Consider the following 16,501-nt stretch of genomic DNA (forward strand, 5'->3'; position numbering starts at 1 on the left):
CGAACGTGCCATAAGAAGCTTCACCATAGGACGTAAAAATTGGCTGTTTTCGGCCTCGCCGAAAGGCGCCGCAGCCAGTGCTGCCGTCTACAGCGTGGTTGAAACCTGCAAAGCCAATGACATAGATCCTTTTAAATATCTGGTCTATTTGTTTGAACGGATGCCCAACATGAATTTCAAAATCCATCCTGACGAGTTGGATGAGTTGCTTCCTTGGAATGAAGAAGTTCAGAAAAACTGTAAGTAAAAAAGCATGGCCATGAACGGTCATGCTTTTTTCATTTACGTGCTACACCAGATGGTTTACCGCTTACTTTCCATACTAGAGTTTGTATTAACACCTTTTCTTTCTCCCCAATTCTGCAACGCATCATCACATCTACCTTTATGAATTGGAACAACACGGAGTATATTGCCATATGGTTTTTGAAGTTTGACTAACAGTCCATCATCTTCTATCAATTCACCACAAACTGCACATTTATACGCCTTTGGTTCTTTGGGGTCTGTGACAAAAGCTGGCGGTTTACCAAGAGGCGGCTTATAGCCTTTAACTCCATAAATTGTTTTTAACAGTTCCGTCATTCCAAATGGAGTTGTCATATCTACATACAACCGAGACTTTAAGTATACTGGTAGACATGCATTTCCATTCTCATCTTTTACAAGCACCACAGGGATGAACTTACTTTGATTTGACTTCCCATATAACTCTGGCGTTATAATCATCGTTTCATCGCCAACACCGCCAGTTCGACTATCCGCTTTCCTTTTATATCCCTCATCACACAAAATTAAAACTTTATCTATAGATTCATCGCTTACTATCCTTTCCATGAAAACGTATTTATCGTCTCCAGGACTCATATCGTAGTCATCAATAATGGTATCTACGCCATTTTTTCTCAATGCACTAACCAAATTCAAAACATACTGCTTATATTCCTCAGATGTCCATGAATATGAAATAAAGACCCTTGGTGTATGGATATCATTATTAGACATTTAAACGCCCTCTCTTCTTAGAAAAACTCAGTTCATCATAATAAGCAATTGCACTATTGATTAAGGATATATCGCTACATCTTCAATCTTTATCCATGAAAGAATTGAAGGAGCACCTACCCAGGTATCTTCATAACGATACTTCCTATCACGGATACATCTATATAAACAAACCTTCAAATCATCCAGTGTTTCAACTCCAAATAATGGCATTATTTTTCTGCAGAATCTCCTAGAAGTCAATTTTTTCCATATAGAATCATACCGATCTGCGTAAACATATAGTGTAGGAAACCAAACTCCCCATTCAGATTTTATAACATCAGTCCCAAAACATTCATAAACCTGATACAAAAGTAAATCAGCATTTGCCAATGACTTTGAAGAATATATAGGCATATACTCTCTAGCAGAAACCATATAATGCCCTGTAAGTGTAAACTTATTCGCCAATTCACCTGATAAACCAGGTTTTATTCGCTCTTCTAACATTTTAGAATAAAATCGTAGTTTGACATAACTACACGGCTCAGTTTCACTTCCTAACGGTGACCTCCTTAGAAAGTATGTATGAACAAGAAGTTCATGAATATCGCGATACATATCAAAATGGAGCATATATGCCACTGTGCATATAAACAATTCCCATACATGTACTCTAAATAAATCAAAATCATCACTGCTACATGAACTTGCCCCTGGTTTAAAAGTATTAATGTCATAAAGAGCATTAAACAATCTCTCAAATTCTTCCGCCATTATGCTGCCAAAGTCATCTAACTTAGAAAAAGAATTCAAATGGTTAAGAAAAACATTTCTATACTCTTTTGTTTCGAAAAACAACTTTAGATATTCTTCTTCATTAATATGTTCTTTATAGAAAGGTTTTAATGCTTCAATATACGTATCCAAGAATTCACGTATTGTTACTTGTCTTATCTTATCTAATTCCGCTAAATCAATCTTTCTCCCAATATTTTTTATGTCATACAATGTATCAGAAGTATCCTCCGTCAACCATTTAGGCCTCTCTCCTATTTCAGGTTTTCTATGAATTGGTACTTCATATATATTGCGTAGCAATGCTTCATATTCCGCTTCATATTTGTCGCCAGATAAATCACGATAAAATAATGATTTAAGATATTTAGGTAAACACGCTTGTCCGTTTGCATTCCGTTCCATCACAACTGGAATAAATTTTTGCTGATCAGCGTTGTCATAAATTTCGGATGAAATAATCGTAGTTTCATTTCCTACTCCGCCCTTACGATTGTCAGCTTTCTCCGCATAAATCCTGTCTGATAATATTAGCACTCTATCAATAGACTCATCTGAAACGCATTGTTCCATATAAGCGTATTTATCCTGTCCCTCCTTTAAATCCCAAACATCAAGTTTCACATCCACACCATCATGACGCATCCTTTTGGCCAAAGAAATTACGGATTCTTGATATTCTTTCGATGTCCAAGAATATGATATAAAAACTTTTGGTGTTCGATCAAGCATTATATCATCTCCAATAAGAACCTTAAGTAAGCTTCAAGATGCTATCCCTCATACTTCTCTACCTTCAAGAACCCAGGGAGGGCATCATAGAGTTTAGGTACATGATTATCAAGCACTACCTGCACCTTCTTCCCAGTTCTCTTCTGCACAATTTACATAACCATACTGGATCTTCCGGTAAAATTATAAACTTAATAATTGTCTGCTCAATTCCCAATATCTATGCCAACCTATTTTTATCCTTTTTTCAAAGAACTCATTTTCATGCTCCCTGAACTTCAGTTCTTCCTCGATAATCTGCAAAATTTCGTCCGTAAATTCTCTATTAAAAAACGCCTTAACAAAAGTTGCATCCGCGTTAGCAATCATTTGCTCTGTAATTGTCAACATATCATCCGGCAAGTAAAGTTCCCTGAAACATTTCACCAGCATATCCTTAGCCTCATCATATTTTGAGGGCGGAATAAGCATTTTCGCACGAGCCCAATACTGCGCCCAGAAATTCGTTTCGTGCTCCGTGGTATCATTGTACGAACAAAGTGCCAGAATCCCTTCCTCACAAACCAATTTGTATAGTGGATATGCCTCATTGCGTTTATCGTCATTATTTAGCCACTCTGCCGCCATAGCACCGACGGTCAGCAGGAAATAACGCTGCTGACGCCTATGAAGATTCATAGAAATATCACTACGCCATCCATCCATGCGTACATCATAGCCACTAAGCAATTCCTTAAACTTTTTAGCAGGATTCAATTCCATATGCAGAAGATAGGCCGTAAACCAAAGCAGCATAAGATTGTCATTTTCTCTGGATTGCCCAAAGAAGATATAGGTATCTTCCTTTACCAGCCAGGAGTGCAGGCAATCCCATAGGTACGAATACTCCTCTCGCAAATCAAAACCCTTGTTGCATTCCCATTCTATAAGTAGTTTCAAGCGACCAAAGATTCCCGCTCTCCCCTCTGTCCACTCTTGCCTGTGCAATATCTCTCTGGCTTTTTCTGTTGTAGCGAACTTATCAACTACTTGCTTCGCTATTTGATTGCGACTCAGGAAAGCGCAGGGATACTTATCCTCATCCATAATCCATTCATTGCTTAGGATAGTCAAAGATACAATAAGGTAACTCTCCGCATCCAGTTGTGTCAGTCCCTGCAGTATGGTTCTTATACCTTCGTCTCGAATGTGTGCAAGCTGCTCTTCTGACTCACCATATGCAGCTGCCAATTGGCTCTCGATATCGCTAATATAGATACTGCAAGCACAAAGAATCACGAAAGTATTGGGTTTCTCCTGTCCAGCTGCATACTGCAAGAAGGCACCCAGTTGTTTCTGACGAGACAGTAATTCGACCATTTTATACTGCATACCCGGATAAGGAAGCTCCATTATCCAGGCGAACAGTATCTTTTTATTCTCCTTCAACTTGCCTAAAGCCGCATCGCGAACTTTTCTATCCAAATCTGATTCACAATAAAATGACCGCAAACGATGCATTTGCTCCCATATATTCCCGCTGCAATCAGAAAGTTCATGCTTCAGAGCCTCTGTGCGATTCTTCCTGTCTGATTCTTCTTCCCTATGCCAATCCCAACTGTGCAAACCGTCAAAGGCATCTTTCAACTTCGGTAATTCCATATATGAGCCTCCCTACTCAAGAGTGTAATTCAGCACATATTTGTCGTTTTTGTTCCATAATTCCAGAAATGCACTACGTAATATTCCCTTATTGATTTCGCTGGTAACTTTCATCACAGCTGTACTGGCTATTGACCATTTGCCTGAGCCAGTAAAATTATAGCTCAGAAGACCTTCTACGGAATGATACTGCAAAGAACACCCCACCAGGTAAACCTGGTCGTCCACAAATAGGTATCTATCATGAGGAGAATCTGTTCTATTCGTCCAGTAAAGCATATTTTTATTTAAAAATTTCAATGTTATGTCCAGATTTTTCCTAACTAGCAAAACTTTTAAGCCATCGGCGAATCCCTGCAGCTGTCTGCTGCATATATCGGTTTCATTTCTTTTATAGTCTGAGGTGAGAATCCGTATTGACACATCCTCATCAATACTGTCAAAGAGGCTTATGTCCGTATCCTTGAGATACGGATCCCAAATCCAGATTTCACGTTCCGCCGATGATAAAAGATAACGATATATGGTCGGTCCAGATTGATGCTTTTTCATCACATCATAGAACCAAAATGCTTCTCCCTTCAGGCAGTAATGGTCTTCAGCAACTGACGATATTGTTTCGGGTACGGCTACAGCTACCCCGGGCTTTGCTGTCATCCCCATCATCTCCCCATCTATTACAGGTCTATAATCTGAGTTGCCAACCAATCCTCAAAAGGTAGCGCAAGCCCGGAATCTTGCCGGAGCCATTCCTTGGCTGTCCTGATCATGCTAGAAGCCACTGGCAACCTATAAAGCACTGTCGGCGAAGCACCAAATTTATGCAGCGAACTTCCCAGAATGTACACCTGTCGGTCTATGACGATAAATCGGGCCTGCATGGCAAGATTAGACTGCAAAGCAACAAAGCATTTAACTGCAATCTGCTTGTTCTGGAAAGTACGCAAGACCTTCTTCAGTTCTATGTATCTTGCTACCACTTCCTGACCTGACTCATCCTCCGTGAGAGGCGGCACTTCTTCTAACAGAAAAGCTGCCGATGTCACTACACACAGAGATATATTCCGATTGTTCATGTAGGGGCCAAAAGCCTGACACTCCCACGCTCCGAAGCATGGGTCGCAAATGATGCAGCGCTCCCTAGCCGTCTGTAAAAGTTCCCTGACAATTTTAATAGCTTTCTTTTGACTTTCTTCATGTCCAATCTTGTCACCGGGAAAGAAAATGAATTCCCTGCTACGCTCCAGGCTTTCGAGCCTTCGCGCCTCTGCAAAAGATTGCAGACGACGCTCATATTCGTCATCATGCTGGTGTCCAACAGAGAAGTTAACGTATTCTGTTTCCGGGACATGGCCTTGACGGCCATTCTGCTCGATAACTCTGGTGCGTCTATGTATCCCCATGGAAAAATTGATTCTTTTCAAAAAAGAGAACACCATCTGCTCAATGAGCTCGCCACTATCATCAAAAATCCTGCAAAGCAGCCGCTCTGGCTCCGTCGGCAAATCTATAACTACTCTGGACGATTCAATGGGCTGTCGCGATATGTATACATCTCCCATATTACGCCTGTCCGTAAGTTCCACTTGACATTTATTTTGCGATTGCATACCTTCACGATAACGCAACTTCAACAACAAAGTCTTGCTTCCACGCCCAAGGCGAGCCTCTACATGTCTGAGGATGTTATCCGGGCAACATAAAAATATTCCCCCAAGATATTCTCTATAATGCAGCAAATCTATCCCCAAGCAGGTAACTATATGATGACACAATCCTGTCATACAGGGATCCGTGACTAGTTCCAGCATCCTACGGCTTCGATTGCGCTTCGCAAACAGCCTGATAGTCACTGATAATCTCGGCATAACTGAAACTACATCCGGCTTCTCATCAGAAACGGCATTGATCAGCAAGCCATCCTGTCCCACCGACTCTTCCTGCATTCTCTCGTCCTGATAAAGATAATCATAGAATATTTGGTTTTCCACAGAATGCGCCTTTTCACTACGGTAGTATTGTGCAGCCTTCAGTGTATCTTTGATAAAAAAACGATGTATGGTGGCTGTGAGTTGCTTCCCAGATGAATCTGTCATAGTAAATTTTTTCTTTTCCTGAGGAATTGTATTTGAGGGAATCTGCCCTACTGGACACAATTCCAATAAGGAGTACATGGTGTACTCTTTTCTGTCTCCAGGAACATTCAGAGATATTACAGTCAGCTCTGCGCGATCATATCTACGGCAACGCTCTTCCAGTTCCATGTAACAGACCTCCCTCTTTAGACTCATGTAAATTAGAAAACTCAAAGCCATTTATTTGCCAGACTCGAGCCATGGCACAATATTCAATGTGCCCCACAATTTGTAGCAAAACCTGTTGCGAATGAGTATCACCCATCTCATTTTGATGTTTCACATGTACAATAGTACTTGGAAAGAAGGTGAACATAATGCTCAGATTGCCTAAAGACGGCTCACACGCTGCTTATAAGCAGCTCCTCTCCCAACGCATTCACAACAGCCGCCTCAAGCGCTTCGACAAGAAGAAACTCAAGCTGGCAGTCAAACTCCTAGCTCTTGATCTTTCATTAGTTGACGAAATCATGCGCCCCTTTCTACTCAGAGGAAGGTCGTCCTGCATGGCTCCCTTCCTCGATGCTGCGTTCCTACTTGCTTTCCATCTGCCTTAAGTCTACTTCCCTCGTTGACTGGGCCGAGCGTCTGCGGTCCGATGAGTCTCTGGCCATACTTTCGGGCTTTTCACCCGACCATACACCGTCCTTCGCCTCTTTTTATGACTTCTTCCACCGCTTATGGCCAGGTTGCAACAATTTCTTGCCTCACCTGCGCTATCGCAGGAAAAACCGCCTAAAGGTAAAGGTTTTCCAGTGCTATAGTTAATTTATTACCAATATTACATAGTTCATCCAATGCCAAATTTACTGCACTGCGTATGTCACTTACATCCTTACACTGAAACAGTTTTGTTTTCAATCTTATAAGTGTTCTACTGCTTTTATCTTTCTCATAACCCACATTTTCAGCAAGTTCTCTAGCCTTAGTTGATTCTTTAGCAGCTAACTCGATTGAAATATAAATTCCATTTTCCTTTAAACTCATAAATGTGGCAAATGTAGATGTGTTTTTCCTATCCGCACTTGGCCATGTTTCACCTGACCCCTCTAATGGAACAGTCAATCCATGACTAACAACATTCTTATCATAAGGTTTATAATGGAACCACGTATCATCACCTTTCATCGCAAAAAAAACAATCCTTTTATCCGCTTCCAACCTTAAGAATATCTGCAATATCATTTGCTTCCAAGAATCATTGATAAGCATCTCATTAAGACTGTGTTCATTTTGTTTTACACCTCCCTTTAGATAAAGTGCTTCCATTAAAATAATCCAATTCTTTTTGTCAGCTACATCTGTCGCATTTACTATCAGATTTCCGTCCTTCATAAAAAGCTGCATTTTATTGCGAAAATCCACTCTGTTAGGATGCGTCAACGATTCGATAACATAATCCAATTTAACAGTTTCAAGTTTTGGCAATTTATCTTTATGTTCATTAAAATGCTTGATGAAATCATATACGTAAATATCCGATGGCACATCAAGGTAGTTCACATCATATTCATACCATCTTGATTCCAATAAACACCTAATTGTATGTGAATCAAATCTGTACTTTATCAGCTTGGCAGGCACCCCTCCCACCACTGCATAGGGAGGAACATCATGGGTAACAAGAGAATTTGCTCCAACCACGCATCCTGTATGCAGTGTTACCCCTTTCTTCAAAGTCACATTAGCTCCGATCCAAACATCATTCTCAATTATTACCTCATTATTCCACGGGGGGGGGGCAGACGTCTTATGGAGGCGGAAGTCACCTTTAAAGATAGGACTCCATGTATCATATGTAATAGAGGATGTGGTAAACCGCTCTATTGGATGCCTCGTTCCCAATATTCTCATCCCACCTGCTATACTGCAATAATTCCCAACCGAAAAAAACGTATCAAGCGGCGAGAATGAATATGTATATGAACCAAACACTTTTGGGAAATGCACACCACCGAGAAGCCCGCAGTTATGTCCTATTCGGCACTCATTTGTATAGAAAAATTCTCTATTAATACGTCCTTCAATACCTGCAGGAATCCTATCCGTCATAAATATTTTCTTTTCATGAAGTTTGTCCAGTATTTCTCTGGACATTATAAACTTTTGCATCAAGCTCCTACCTCCTATCAATTATTATCCACCACAAAAACCTGAGCCCCAGTTTTCCTTGCAGCTTCAATCCCCTCTGTAGAATCCTCGAAAATCATAGTTTCATCAGAATCAGCATCAAACATTTTCATAGCATATAGAAAGCCCTCTGGATCCGGCTTCTTCCCCTTGACATCTTCTTGCGTAATTATAATATCAAACTGATTATCAATATTAAAATACGACAGTAATGTTTCCACATTTTTTCTAGAAGCCGAAGTTACAAGAGCAGTTTTATACTGTTCTCTGATGGCTTCAAGAATACGCAGCAAATGTTTATTGGGAATAACTTCCCCAAAGAACTCCTGATAGCACTCCTTCTTCAATGCATGTATCTTCTGCAGGATTTCCTTATCTTCACCCACCAGCTGTGGCAGGAAATCCATATAGTATTTCCCGTTACAAAAATCGAAGTAATATTCCCTGCTCACATCAAAGCCAAACTCATTCAAAGCCTGCTTATAAGCCATATAGTTTGCCTGTCGTGTGTCAAATAGTGTCCCGTCCATATCAAAGATAGCCAGTTTCACCTAAAATCACCCTCAAAGTTTGTAATTCGATTCCCTCACCATAGTATCCGTAGAAATAATCCTTTTTATCTTGGACATGGAACAGCCGTAAACTACCTGAATGCAGTTGATTCCCCGTTTCAGGAACATATTCTTCATTCTCTTCTTCACACTCTCATCATTAGATGTAAAGCCTATGAAGGTAGCTCCTTTGGCGCTGAGTTTCGTCAAATCTTCTATTACATCCAAATGACTCTGGCAGTCAAGTTCCACGCCAAATATTGCATCAAGATCAAGGAAATAGTTGGCATATCTTGCCTGGATATCAAGCCAGCACTTTTCGGAAGACCAGTCCTCAAATTCTGTCACCGGCAGGTAATGGAAGACCTTGCCGTATACGCCTATCAAATATGAAATTATATGGCTTACGTAAAGGGAACGCAAGGGATGCACGGAATTGTTCAGCTTCTCATAAGCCTCACAGTAATCTTTGGCATCCTTGAAACCATACAGCCCCGCACCAATGATTTCGGACTTGACCTTCTTCTCGATAATATCCAACACCTTGGCCTGCTCGTTGACCTTGATGAAGCTCTTGCGTCTGATGTCATGTATATCCTCTGGCCAAGAGGATATATTTATGCCGGCTATGAAGTTCTTACCGTACATATCCTCTGAAATATCGATGTAGTTTGTCGAGTCCTTCAAAACCAGACTCCCCATCACATTTTCCTTGGCAATGGTCTGATAGACGGTTTCAGCCGGGCCGCTGGTTTCCTCGTCCAGAATAGTAACCTTTACTTTGTCATAATCCTGCAGTTCCTTGCAGATTTTCTCCCTGATGCCATAGGCCGCTTCCTCCTTTTGGTTTAGGGCGATGATTATGCTATCAAAGCGGCCCAGATCCATATTATAGAAGCATTGATGAACCACCAGTCTCCCCAATGGATGCCGCTTCACGCCCAATGGTTCCCCACCTATAATCCGGTTTATGGCACAGGGTACAATCAAAGTGTTCATGAAGCCACCTCCAAATTCTCTCCCTTAATGAAATCCATGACTTCTCTGGTCTTCTTATTCAGGAAGTTGTAGGTAAGCTCATCTTTTGTATATGGATAGATGCGGATAAGCTTTAACAACAGGGTGTAGTACACCTCTATGTAATCAGCCCCCATCAGCTCCTGCAGTTTGTTGAAAAGAAGATCCCGCATGATAATCAAGCGGATAACAGTGTTATTGTCTATCTTTTCATCCCTATAATGCCAGAGTACCTCCACATCCTGCAGAATAGTGCTGAGGTCAAAGACCCAACTGTCAAAGAAGGAATCCAAAAAGTCTATCAGGTAAAGCTCGTTGTTGCGTACAATGATGTTCTCAAGAGTCATATCGCCATGACAAGCAGATGATAGTATCTTGCTCCAGTCATGAGAAGCAAGAATCTCTATGGCCTCATTGATAATACCATTGTCCAGTTTTGATAGCTTACGCTTCAAATTCTTTATCTTATTCTGAAAAGCTTTTGGAGCAGCTGCGCCACTCTGGCAATCCTTCTCCGTCCTGGCTGAAGATATAAGTATATCTACTATGCCTTTAATCTCGCTCACTTCTACTTCCTTGATATACTCAGCCAGCGTAATGCCATGGACATATTCCATATCGAAGTAATACAGACCGTTACTGATGTATCCGTCTCTCAGGACTTGCGGTACCTTGATCAGCCCATCATGAAAACTTTCCTGCTTCTTCTTCTGTACAATCAGTCGTTCATTATAATCAATACTACTTGATATCTTGCGTACAAAAGTCTCGCCGGATTCATCTTCGCACAGTAAAATTTGGCAACCTGAGTGTCCGCCTAAATTTGTATTAGTAATCAAACTCTATACCCTTCCTATAATGTCAAGCCCTAAATCATTGATTTTAGGCCATTCCTCAAATAAATTCACGTCGAAACCAGAGCTTTCTACTTCAGATATTTGAAATATGATGATTCCTTTGCTGCTTCATACTCAGCCGGAGTTCCGTAATCAACATGGAAATCCAGCACATAATTCTTTACCTTCTTTTGCTGTTTGCAAATGATGTTGTACATGCCACTCATAAAGAATTCCTTGTAGGGGCAGTTCTGCTTATAAGCTTCAGCGGTTTCTAAAAAAATTTCCTTGTTCCTAAAAAGATATGCTCCGCAGATGGCGTGCGGGCTTACTACTTCTTTCTCTACAGTACCTATCACATTGCCTCGACTGTCCTCTCTGATATAACTGAAACGGGGGTCACTAGAAGTGAATGTCAGCAAGGCACCATCTTCCACTAATGCCGCATGCTTCATATCCCGATACAGCTTTTCGCACATAAACATGTGATCGCAATCATTAAATATAATCGGCGAGGAGTCATCAATCTCGGCAACCCCCTCCAGACAGGTGAACATAGGACCTGGCAAGATCCTAGGTAGCACCCGAAATTTTGCCTTTGGATAGTATTCTCGAATTTTTCCCGTGATATTGAACTTATCTACATGATCATGCAATACGACGAAGGTAATATCCGCATAATCCAAAAACTTTGTCAAAGACTGAGTTGCCCAAAAAAAGAAAGGGCGGCCATGAAGCATTATAAGTGGCTTAGGGATTTTATAGCCACACTCTTCAAAGCGGGAACCAGCCCCCCCCATAGGCATGATTAAATGTATTCCTTCCATATTAAATTTTCCTCCATAATATCTTATTTTTGACAGATTCAACAGTCAAAAACATATTCAGCATTTCAAACTTTTCATAAGTCTATCACCAACCGAACACATTTCATCTAGTGCCTTATCAATTGCTTGTGATAAGTCCTTATTATCTCTAAACTGAAATGATTTGGTTGTTAATCGAATAAGAGAATCATCATTGCGCTTATTCTCAAAGCCTACAGCTTCAGCCAACTTCCTAGATCTAGCGGTATCTTTAGCAGAAAACTCAATAGAAATATAAACGCTTTTACCCAGAAGCATCACAAAAGCAGCAAAAGACGAATCATTTTTTCTATCAGCTCCCGGCCATGTTTTACCATCCAACTGAGTCGGAACCTGAAAATGTTTCCTTTGTTCACTTTGTAAATATGGCACATAATAAATCCATATTTCATTTCCATTTTTCATAGAAAAAAAATCCAACCTACTGTCTTTTTCTAATCTCAGAAAAATATAATATAGCATTTTTCTTTCAATGTCGCCATTGCACATTTCAGTAAGAATATGCTTGTTTTGTTGCACTAATCTTTTGCTATAAAGCACCTCAATAAACATAACAAACCATCTCTTATCTGAAACATCATCTTTTGAAACAGACAATTTACCTGTAATAAAAAATAGATTTAATCGAAGTAAAAAGGATGCTTTGGAATAATTCCTTGAAAGTTTTTCTATAACCTTCTTTAAATCCAACTTCGTATCCAATATTCCATTTGCGTCAAATGCTTTCATCTGATTTTCTAACAAATATTGAAGTATTGCTTCACTAGATGCGCCTCCCCCCTTAACCATTTCTGTATAAGAAAGAACTCCACATAAATCATCTTTTCCAATCAACGTCTCAAGTTTATGAGGAATTACTAAATCCCCTTCTTGGAATACAGCAGGGTATGATTTTTCCAACTTTAACAACACATTATTTTGATGCTGCTTTTTTAAAGAATCTATAACATTAGAAGAAAGTGGCATTTTTAGAGGTGCCATTCTAACTAACACCTTGATTATTTCTAGTTCGTTAGCTTCAATGAATCCATGTACACTATTAAGCCTATCGTTCAAAACATTTAAAAATGTCACCTCATCTCTTATAATCATCCTATTCTCTGGCAACAATCTATGAAAGAGTCTATCTATAAGCGAATTCAACCTTACCTCAAATCCGTCAAAATTTATTTCAAATTTATCATATTCACGATAAATCTTAAGTAAATAATATGTTGTAATTATTGTATATTCATCAACATTACCCTGAAACACATTTGTTGTTACATATCTAAGTGCATTATTAATAATATCAGCATTAGCTACGCATGATTGTTTAACGACCATTTCCACATATTCAGCGATAGCACACCTATTAGAGTCAAATACTGATGCTATTAACATATCAAGGTATAATTCTTCACCTATTGAATTCTTAGTAAATTTACTGAATATATTTTGATAAAAGCTATTGTAACAATCATCTATACAATCTGCAATTCTATTTATAGTCTTTGTATCATCATACTTTCTAAGCAAAATATTCGCAGCTTGACTTTTATCAAGATCACCCATAAAACACTTTGTAGCAAATGGGTATTCACCTATAAGTTCTGGTTTTTTTAATTCTTCAATGGTGAATCGTTTCAGCTCCTCATATTCCTCATAAGTATACCCATGCACGCAAGGCGAGTTTATTGCTATTTTTCTCATTTCATCTTTAAACAAAGCAGATATTCTTGATTGAACCAAATCTCCTGTAACTATTTTTTCTATCAATATATCACTAAGATAATCTCCCTTTATAAAATTTCTAAGAGAATACGGCCCATTGTAGGTTTTCACCCCCCATCCCACTAAGGTGATATGTGTATACATATATACACATATCATTGCATAAAGTCTTAAAATCAATCTAGGTAAAACCAATTCCTTTTCCTGCTTATCAGCGCAGTATTTTTGCAGAACATTATAAAATTCAATAGATATAATATTCCACGAATCACATAACAGCGGAAAAAAATGATACGCATACCCATTCAGTAAAGCATTTTCATTAAAAACATGGTACTTTCTAGTTTTAAAATTGGAAATTGGATTACAAATTTTCTTTAAATCATTTCTCCACCCACCGAAAAACCTATCATTGCAAAACATCAAATGTCTAGTATCATATACTTCAAGAACCATTTTCTTTTCATACATAATAGGGAATGCTCCGAAGCGTTTTATCTCCGTTCTTTCTTCTATACTCTTTATCCCCTCAGCAAGGAAATCAAAAAACGGTCGCACTCCCTGGTTCAAATCAGTACGAAATTTTATAACGAAGCAATCCGACGGAATCACACTACAACTATTAAACAACGTTGACCGCTGATATTCATAACTTAATGGATTGAAGTTCCTCTCTAATTTCGCATCAGGCATAGGGGCTTCTACAACTATAATATGTAACAGCTTTAATTGTTCACGTAATCCCACATATTTATTAATTTCATCATCCCATGTGGAATATACAATTTCCTCAACAATTCCCTTAGCGCGTAAATCACATAACTTTATCAACATAACCTTAAAATACAATTCGCTTCTAATTTGGCCAGTAATAATTGCCCAAATTTTCCTTTTCATCTCAATTCCCACTTTCAAACTTAACGAACACAAATCAACTAAACATACCACCATCTAAAGACGCTGGGTTTTAAGGACTGAAGTCCTTAGCGACTGAAAGTCGCCAATTTCGGCTAAAGCCGAGTAAAACGTTCCGAGTAAAACTCGGCTGAAGCACCACTAAAAGTGCTTCACTCTGTTACTTGGAAAAAAAGTGGTACCGTCTAAAGGCGGTGGATTTTACCGCGGAATATATATTAATGTTTTTCTTTCTTTAGAATATGATAGCCAACGAGCAATACCATAAGCGCTGCTACCAATATAATCACAAAAGCAAAAAACAAATACCCAAGTATTTCCATATCTTCCTCTTCAACACCTTTACTATTTTCACCAAATTATATAGCATAGCAATATATATTACGCAAAGGGAACATACGTCCAACTTATTAACCTTCTTAATTTCATTGCCAAATTCAAAAGTTCTCAGACTTAAGCCCTTCTCCATCCCCACCTTACAAATGAAATACACAGAACATGACTTGCCTAGAATCTCTCTACAATCCTAGCCTGCAATTCCAAATCCAATCGTTTACAAGAACTCACGTATTTTAAACACTATTTCGAGGATATTTAAGTTAAATTTTACACCTATCAAAAACTCCTTAATCCATTAATTATTTAAATACATGGATTAGATAAACTAAATATAAAACCACCATTCAAGTCAACTAAAATACAGGAACTAGCCTTTATTCATTAGGTTTACCAACCATCAGTAGCTGGAATAGTTCTGTGCCCTTATACCCATGCAATGCCCAAGAGATCTCAACCCTAAGAGTCTCCCCATCGACCACCTTGCGAGTGTAAACATACGGCCTGTCATGCCACTGGGGCTTCAATTCCCAAAAAACAACTTCCTCATTCACTGCCAGCCTGGTGTAGTCTACCCACAGCGGCAAACGTTCCCCACCAGATGCCCGCCGGTCTATCCCCTGCAGTCTCACGAGCAGATTACCTGCTCCTTTACACTCCAGTTCCAATATCAGGTGCCGGTCTGAAGTCTCCATCACATATCCTGTTCCACCATGCGAAAACCATCCCGCCTGCCAGATATTGCAGTCCTCTCCTTCCACCACAGTCACCTTCACATCATTGCCCTCGCCCTGGTTCTTAATATCTATGCGGGCTAGGTCTAGCCATTTCAATACATCAGGCTCCACTGTCATCACTCCTTCAAATTTTCGTATTGACATCAATTTACAGTTTGTTAAAATAATAGTAAGAAAATTATCATATTATCCTTGCAGGAAGGAGTCTCCAGTTAAAAATCTCAAAGAAAGCACCTGCAGCCTCTCCAACGTATACTGTTAATGAGATCAACGCCAGCTATCTCAAGCCTTGGGAGGATCTGACCATTGCTGATGACAATATGTTCAAACTGGTCATGAGCTACAAGCACATATGCAAGCACCTGCTGGAACTGATACTGAAGGTCAAAATTCGCAAGCTCGTAGATCCTGAGACTGAGAAAGCCATGAAAACTGGCTATGAGAGCAAAGGCATACGACTAGATGTCTATGTGGAGGATGATAATAACACCGTCTACGACATCGAGATGCAAGTACGCCGCTACCCGGAAGCCTGGCTCGGACGGCGTACACGTTACTACCAATCGGTTATAGACTTTGGTGCTATGCAGGTAGGTGCAGAGTACCACCAACTGAAAAAATCCATCATTATCTTCATCTGCCCATTCAAGATTTTTGATGGCGAGCGGCATATCTACACCTTCAAGAACATATGTCAGCAGAATAAGAAAATACAGCTGGATGACGGCTCTCAGAAGATTTTCCTTAGCACTAAGGGCAAACTCAGAGACGTAAACTTGAAAATCTTGAACTTCCTGAAGTTTGTTGACGGCCTGCCAGTCAAAGATAAGTGGGTGGATGAACTTCAAGGACTTATTACTGAATTGAAAACTGATGAAAGAGAGAAGGCGAGCTATATGACTTATCAGATGAAGATTGCCGAGGAACGCGATGAAGCTAAAAATGAAGAGAGAGCTTCCACTGCCCTAGATATGCTACGGGAAAACGAACCTATAGAAAAAATCATCAAATACTCTCACCTGTCAAAAGAACGTATAGAGCAGTTGTCCATGCAATTGAGCAATGGCACTCCCCATGCCCCAGTCCTTTAACTCCCAGCCCCCACCC

The 16,501-nt window shown here is 39.7% G+C and carries 16 protein-coding genes; 4 read left to right on the forward strand and 12 right to left on the reverse strand.

What is annotated here, in order from left to right:
* Positions 1-247: transposase domain-containing protein (locus tag BLW59_RS03640; protein ID WP_139283530.1), on the forward strand; the 247-nt coding region annotated here is incomplete at its 5' end.
* 56 nt (positions 248-303) lie between these two features.
* On the opposite strand, the gene BLW59_RS03645 is transcribed toward BLW59_RS03640, so the two are convergent.
* From BLW59_RS03645 to BLW59_RS03665, 5 genes are all read right to left on the reverse strand, one after another.
* Entirely contained in the window at positions 304-1,005 is a 702-nt protein-coding gene (locus tag BLW59_RS03645; protein WP_074696296.1) for a toll/interleukin-1 receptor domain-containing protein, read from the reverse strand.
* 60 nt (positions 1,006-1,065) lie between these two features.
* A complete protein-coding gene (locus tag BLW59_RS03650) occupies positions 1,066-2,517 on the reverse strand; it encodes an SEFIR domain-containing protein (RefSeq protein ID WP_074696298.1) in 1,452 nt (483 codons plus the stop codon).
* A gap of 183 nt (positions 2,518-2,700) precedes the next feature.
* Positions 2,701-4,158, reverse strand: a complete 1,458-nt coding sequence (locus BLW59_RS03655; RefSeq protein WP_074696300.1) for a hypothetical protein — start codon at positions 4,156-4,158, stop codon at positions 2,701-2,703.
* A gap of 12 nt (positions 4,159-4,170) precedes the next feature.
* Complete coding sequence (locus tag BLW59_RS03660) at positions 4,171-4,815, reverse strand: hypothetical protein (protein WP_074696302.1); 645 nt, start codon at positions 4,813-4,815, stop codon at positions 4,171-4,173.
* 20 nt (positions 4,816-4,835) lie between these two features.
* Complete coding sequence (locus BLW59_RS03665) at positions 4,836-6,422, reverse strand: VPA1262 family N-terminal domain-containing protein (protein WP_074696304.1); 1,587 nt, start codon at positions 6,420-6,422, stop codon at positions 4,836-4,838.
* Between the two features lie 188 nt (positions 6,423-6,610).
* Here BLW59_RS03665 and BLW59_RS03670 point away from each other — a divergent pair, with 188 nt between their 5' ends.
* Entirely contained in the window at positions 6,611-6,850 is a 240-nt protein-coding gene (locus tag BLW59_RS03670) for a hypothetical protein (protein WP_074696305.1), read from the forward strand.
* A complete protein-coding gene (locus tag BLW59_RS18300; RefSeq protein WP_074696307.1) occupies positions 6,816-7,061 on the forward strand; it encodes a hypothetical protein in 246 nt (81 codons plus the stop codon). The genes BLW59_RS03670 and BLW59_RS18300 overlap by 35 nt, the downstream gene beginning before the upstream one ends.
* Here BLW59_RS18300 and BLW59_RS03680 read toward each other — a convergent pair.
* From BLW59_RS03680 to BLW59_RS03715, 7 genes are all read right to left on the reverse strand, one after another.
* Entirely contained in the window at positions 7,029-8,405 is a 1,377-nt protein-coding gene (locus BLW59_RS03680; protein WP_074696309.1) for a CatB-related O-acetyltransferase, read from the reverse strand. The two genes, BLW59_RS18300 and BLW59_RS03680, sit on opposite strands and share 33 nt — an antisense overlap.
* 17 nt (positions 8,406-8,422) lie before the next feature.
* Entirely contained in the window at positions 8,423-8,974 is a 552-nt protein-coding gene (locus BLW59_RS03685) for an HAD family hydrolase (RefSeq protein WP_217634603.1), read from the reverse strand.
* 12 nt (positions 8,975-8,986) lie between these two features.
* A complete protein-coding gene (locus tag BLW59_RS03690) occupies positions 8,987-9,973 on the reverse strand; it encodes a hypothetical protein (protein WP_074696311.1) in 987 nt (328 codons plus the stop codon).
* Positions 9,970-10,830 (reverse strand): phosphotransferase, encoded by an 861-nt coding sequence (locus BLW59_RS03695; RefSeq protein WP_217634604.1) that lies wholly within the window; start codon positions 10,828-10,830, stop codon positions 9,970-9,972. The genes BLW59_RS03690 and BLW59_RS03695 overlap by 4 nt, the downstream gene beginning before the upstream one ends.
* Positions 10,831-10,916: 86 nt before the next feature.
* A complete protein-coding gene (locus BLW59_RS03700) occupies positions 10,917-11,654 on the reverse strand; it encodes an NTP transferase domain-containing protein (RefSeq protein ID WP_074696313.1) in 738 nt (245 codons plus the stop codon).
* 57 nt (positions 11,655-11,711) lie between these two features.
* Positions 11,712-14,303 carry a hypothetical protein gene (locus BLW59_RS03705; RefSeq protein WP_074696315.1) on the reverse strand — a complete coding sequence of 864 codons (2,592 nt, stop codon included), beginning with the start codon at positions 14,301-14,303 and terminating at the stop codon, positions 11,712-11,714.
* A gap of 731 nt (positions 14,304-15,034) precedes the next feature.
* Positions 15,035-15,505, reverse strand: a complete 471-nt coding sequence (locus tag BLW59_RS03715; RefSeq protein WP_074696319.1) for a hypothetical protein — start codon at positions 15,503-15,505, stop codon at positions 15,035-15,037.
* Between the two features lie 209 nt (positions 15,506-15,714).
* Between BLW59_RS03715 and BLW59_RS03720 the strand changes: the two genes are divergently transcribed.
* A complete protein-coding gene (locus tag BLW59_RS03720; RefSeq protein WP_074696321.1) occupies positions 15,715-16,485 on the forward strand; it encodes an Rpn family recombination-promoting nuclease/putative transposase in 771 nt (256 codons plus the stop codon).
* The last annotated feature ends 16 nt before the right edge of the window (positions 16,486-16,501 follow it).

It is taken from the genome of Selenomonas sp. KH1T6, from assembly GCF_900108415.1.
Lineage (GTDB): Bacteria > Bacillota > Negativicutes > Selenomonadales > Selenomonadaceae > Selenomonas_B > Selenomonas_B ruminantium_A.

Bases quoted from the DNA above. Each gene is read 5' to 3' on its own strand.
- BLW59_RS03645 (WP_074696296.1), bottom strand. From the start codon at position 1,005: ATGTCTAATAATGATATCCATACACCAAGGGTCTTTATTTCATATTCA.
- BLW59_RS03650 (WP_074696298.1), bottom strand. From the start codon at position 2,517: ATGCTTGATCGAACACCAAAAGTTTTTATATCATATTCTTGGACATCG.
- BLW59_RS03655 (WP_074696300.1), bottom strand. From the start codon at position 4,158: ATGGAATTACCGAAGTTGAAAGATGCCTTTGACGGTTTGCACAGTTGG.
- BLW59_RS03660 (WP_074696302.1), bottom strand. From the start codon at position 4,815: ATGACAGCAAAGCCCGGGGTAGCTGTAGCCGTACCCGAAACAATATCG.
- BLW59_RS03665 (WP_074696304.1), bottom strand. From the start codon at position 6,422: ATGGAACTGGAAGAGCGTTGCCGTAGATATGATCGCGCAGAGCTGACT.
- BLW59_RS03670 (WP_074696305.1), top strand. From the start codon at position 6,611: ATGCTCAGATTGCCTAAAGACGGCTCACACGCTGCTTATAAGCAGCTC.
- BLW59_RS18300 (WP_074696307.1), top strand. From the start codon at position 6,816: ATGCTGCGTTCCTACTTGCTTTCCATCTGCCTTAAGTCTACTTCCCTC.
- BLW59_RS03680 (WP_074696309.1), bottom strand. From the start codon at position 8,405: ATGCAAAAGTTTATAATGTCCAGAGAAATACTGGACAAACTTCATGAA.
- BLW59_RS03690 (WP_074696311.1), bottom strand. From the start codon at position 9,973: ATGAACACTTTGATTGTACCCTGTGCCATAAACCGGATTATAGGTGGG.
- BLW59_RS03700 (WP_074696313.1), bottom strand. From the start codon at position 11,654: ATGGAAGGAATACATTTAATCATGCCTATGGGGGGGGCTGGTTCCCGC.
- BLW59_RS03705 (WP_074696315.1), bottom strand. From the start codon at position 14,303: ATGAAAAGGAAAATTTGGGCAATTATTACTGGCCAAATTAGAAGCGAA.
- BLW59_RS03720 (WP_074696321.1), top strand. From the start codon at position 15,715: ATGTTCAAACTGGTCATGAGCTACAAGCACATATGCAAGCACCTGCTG.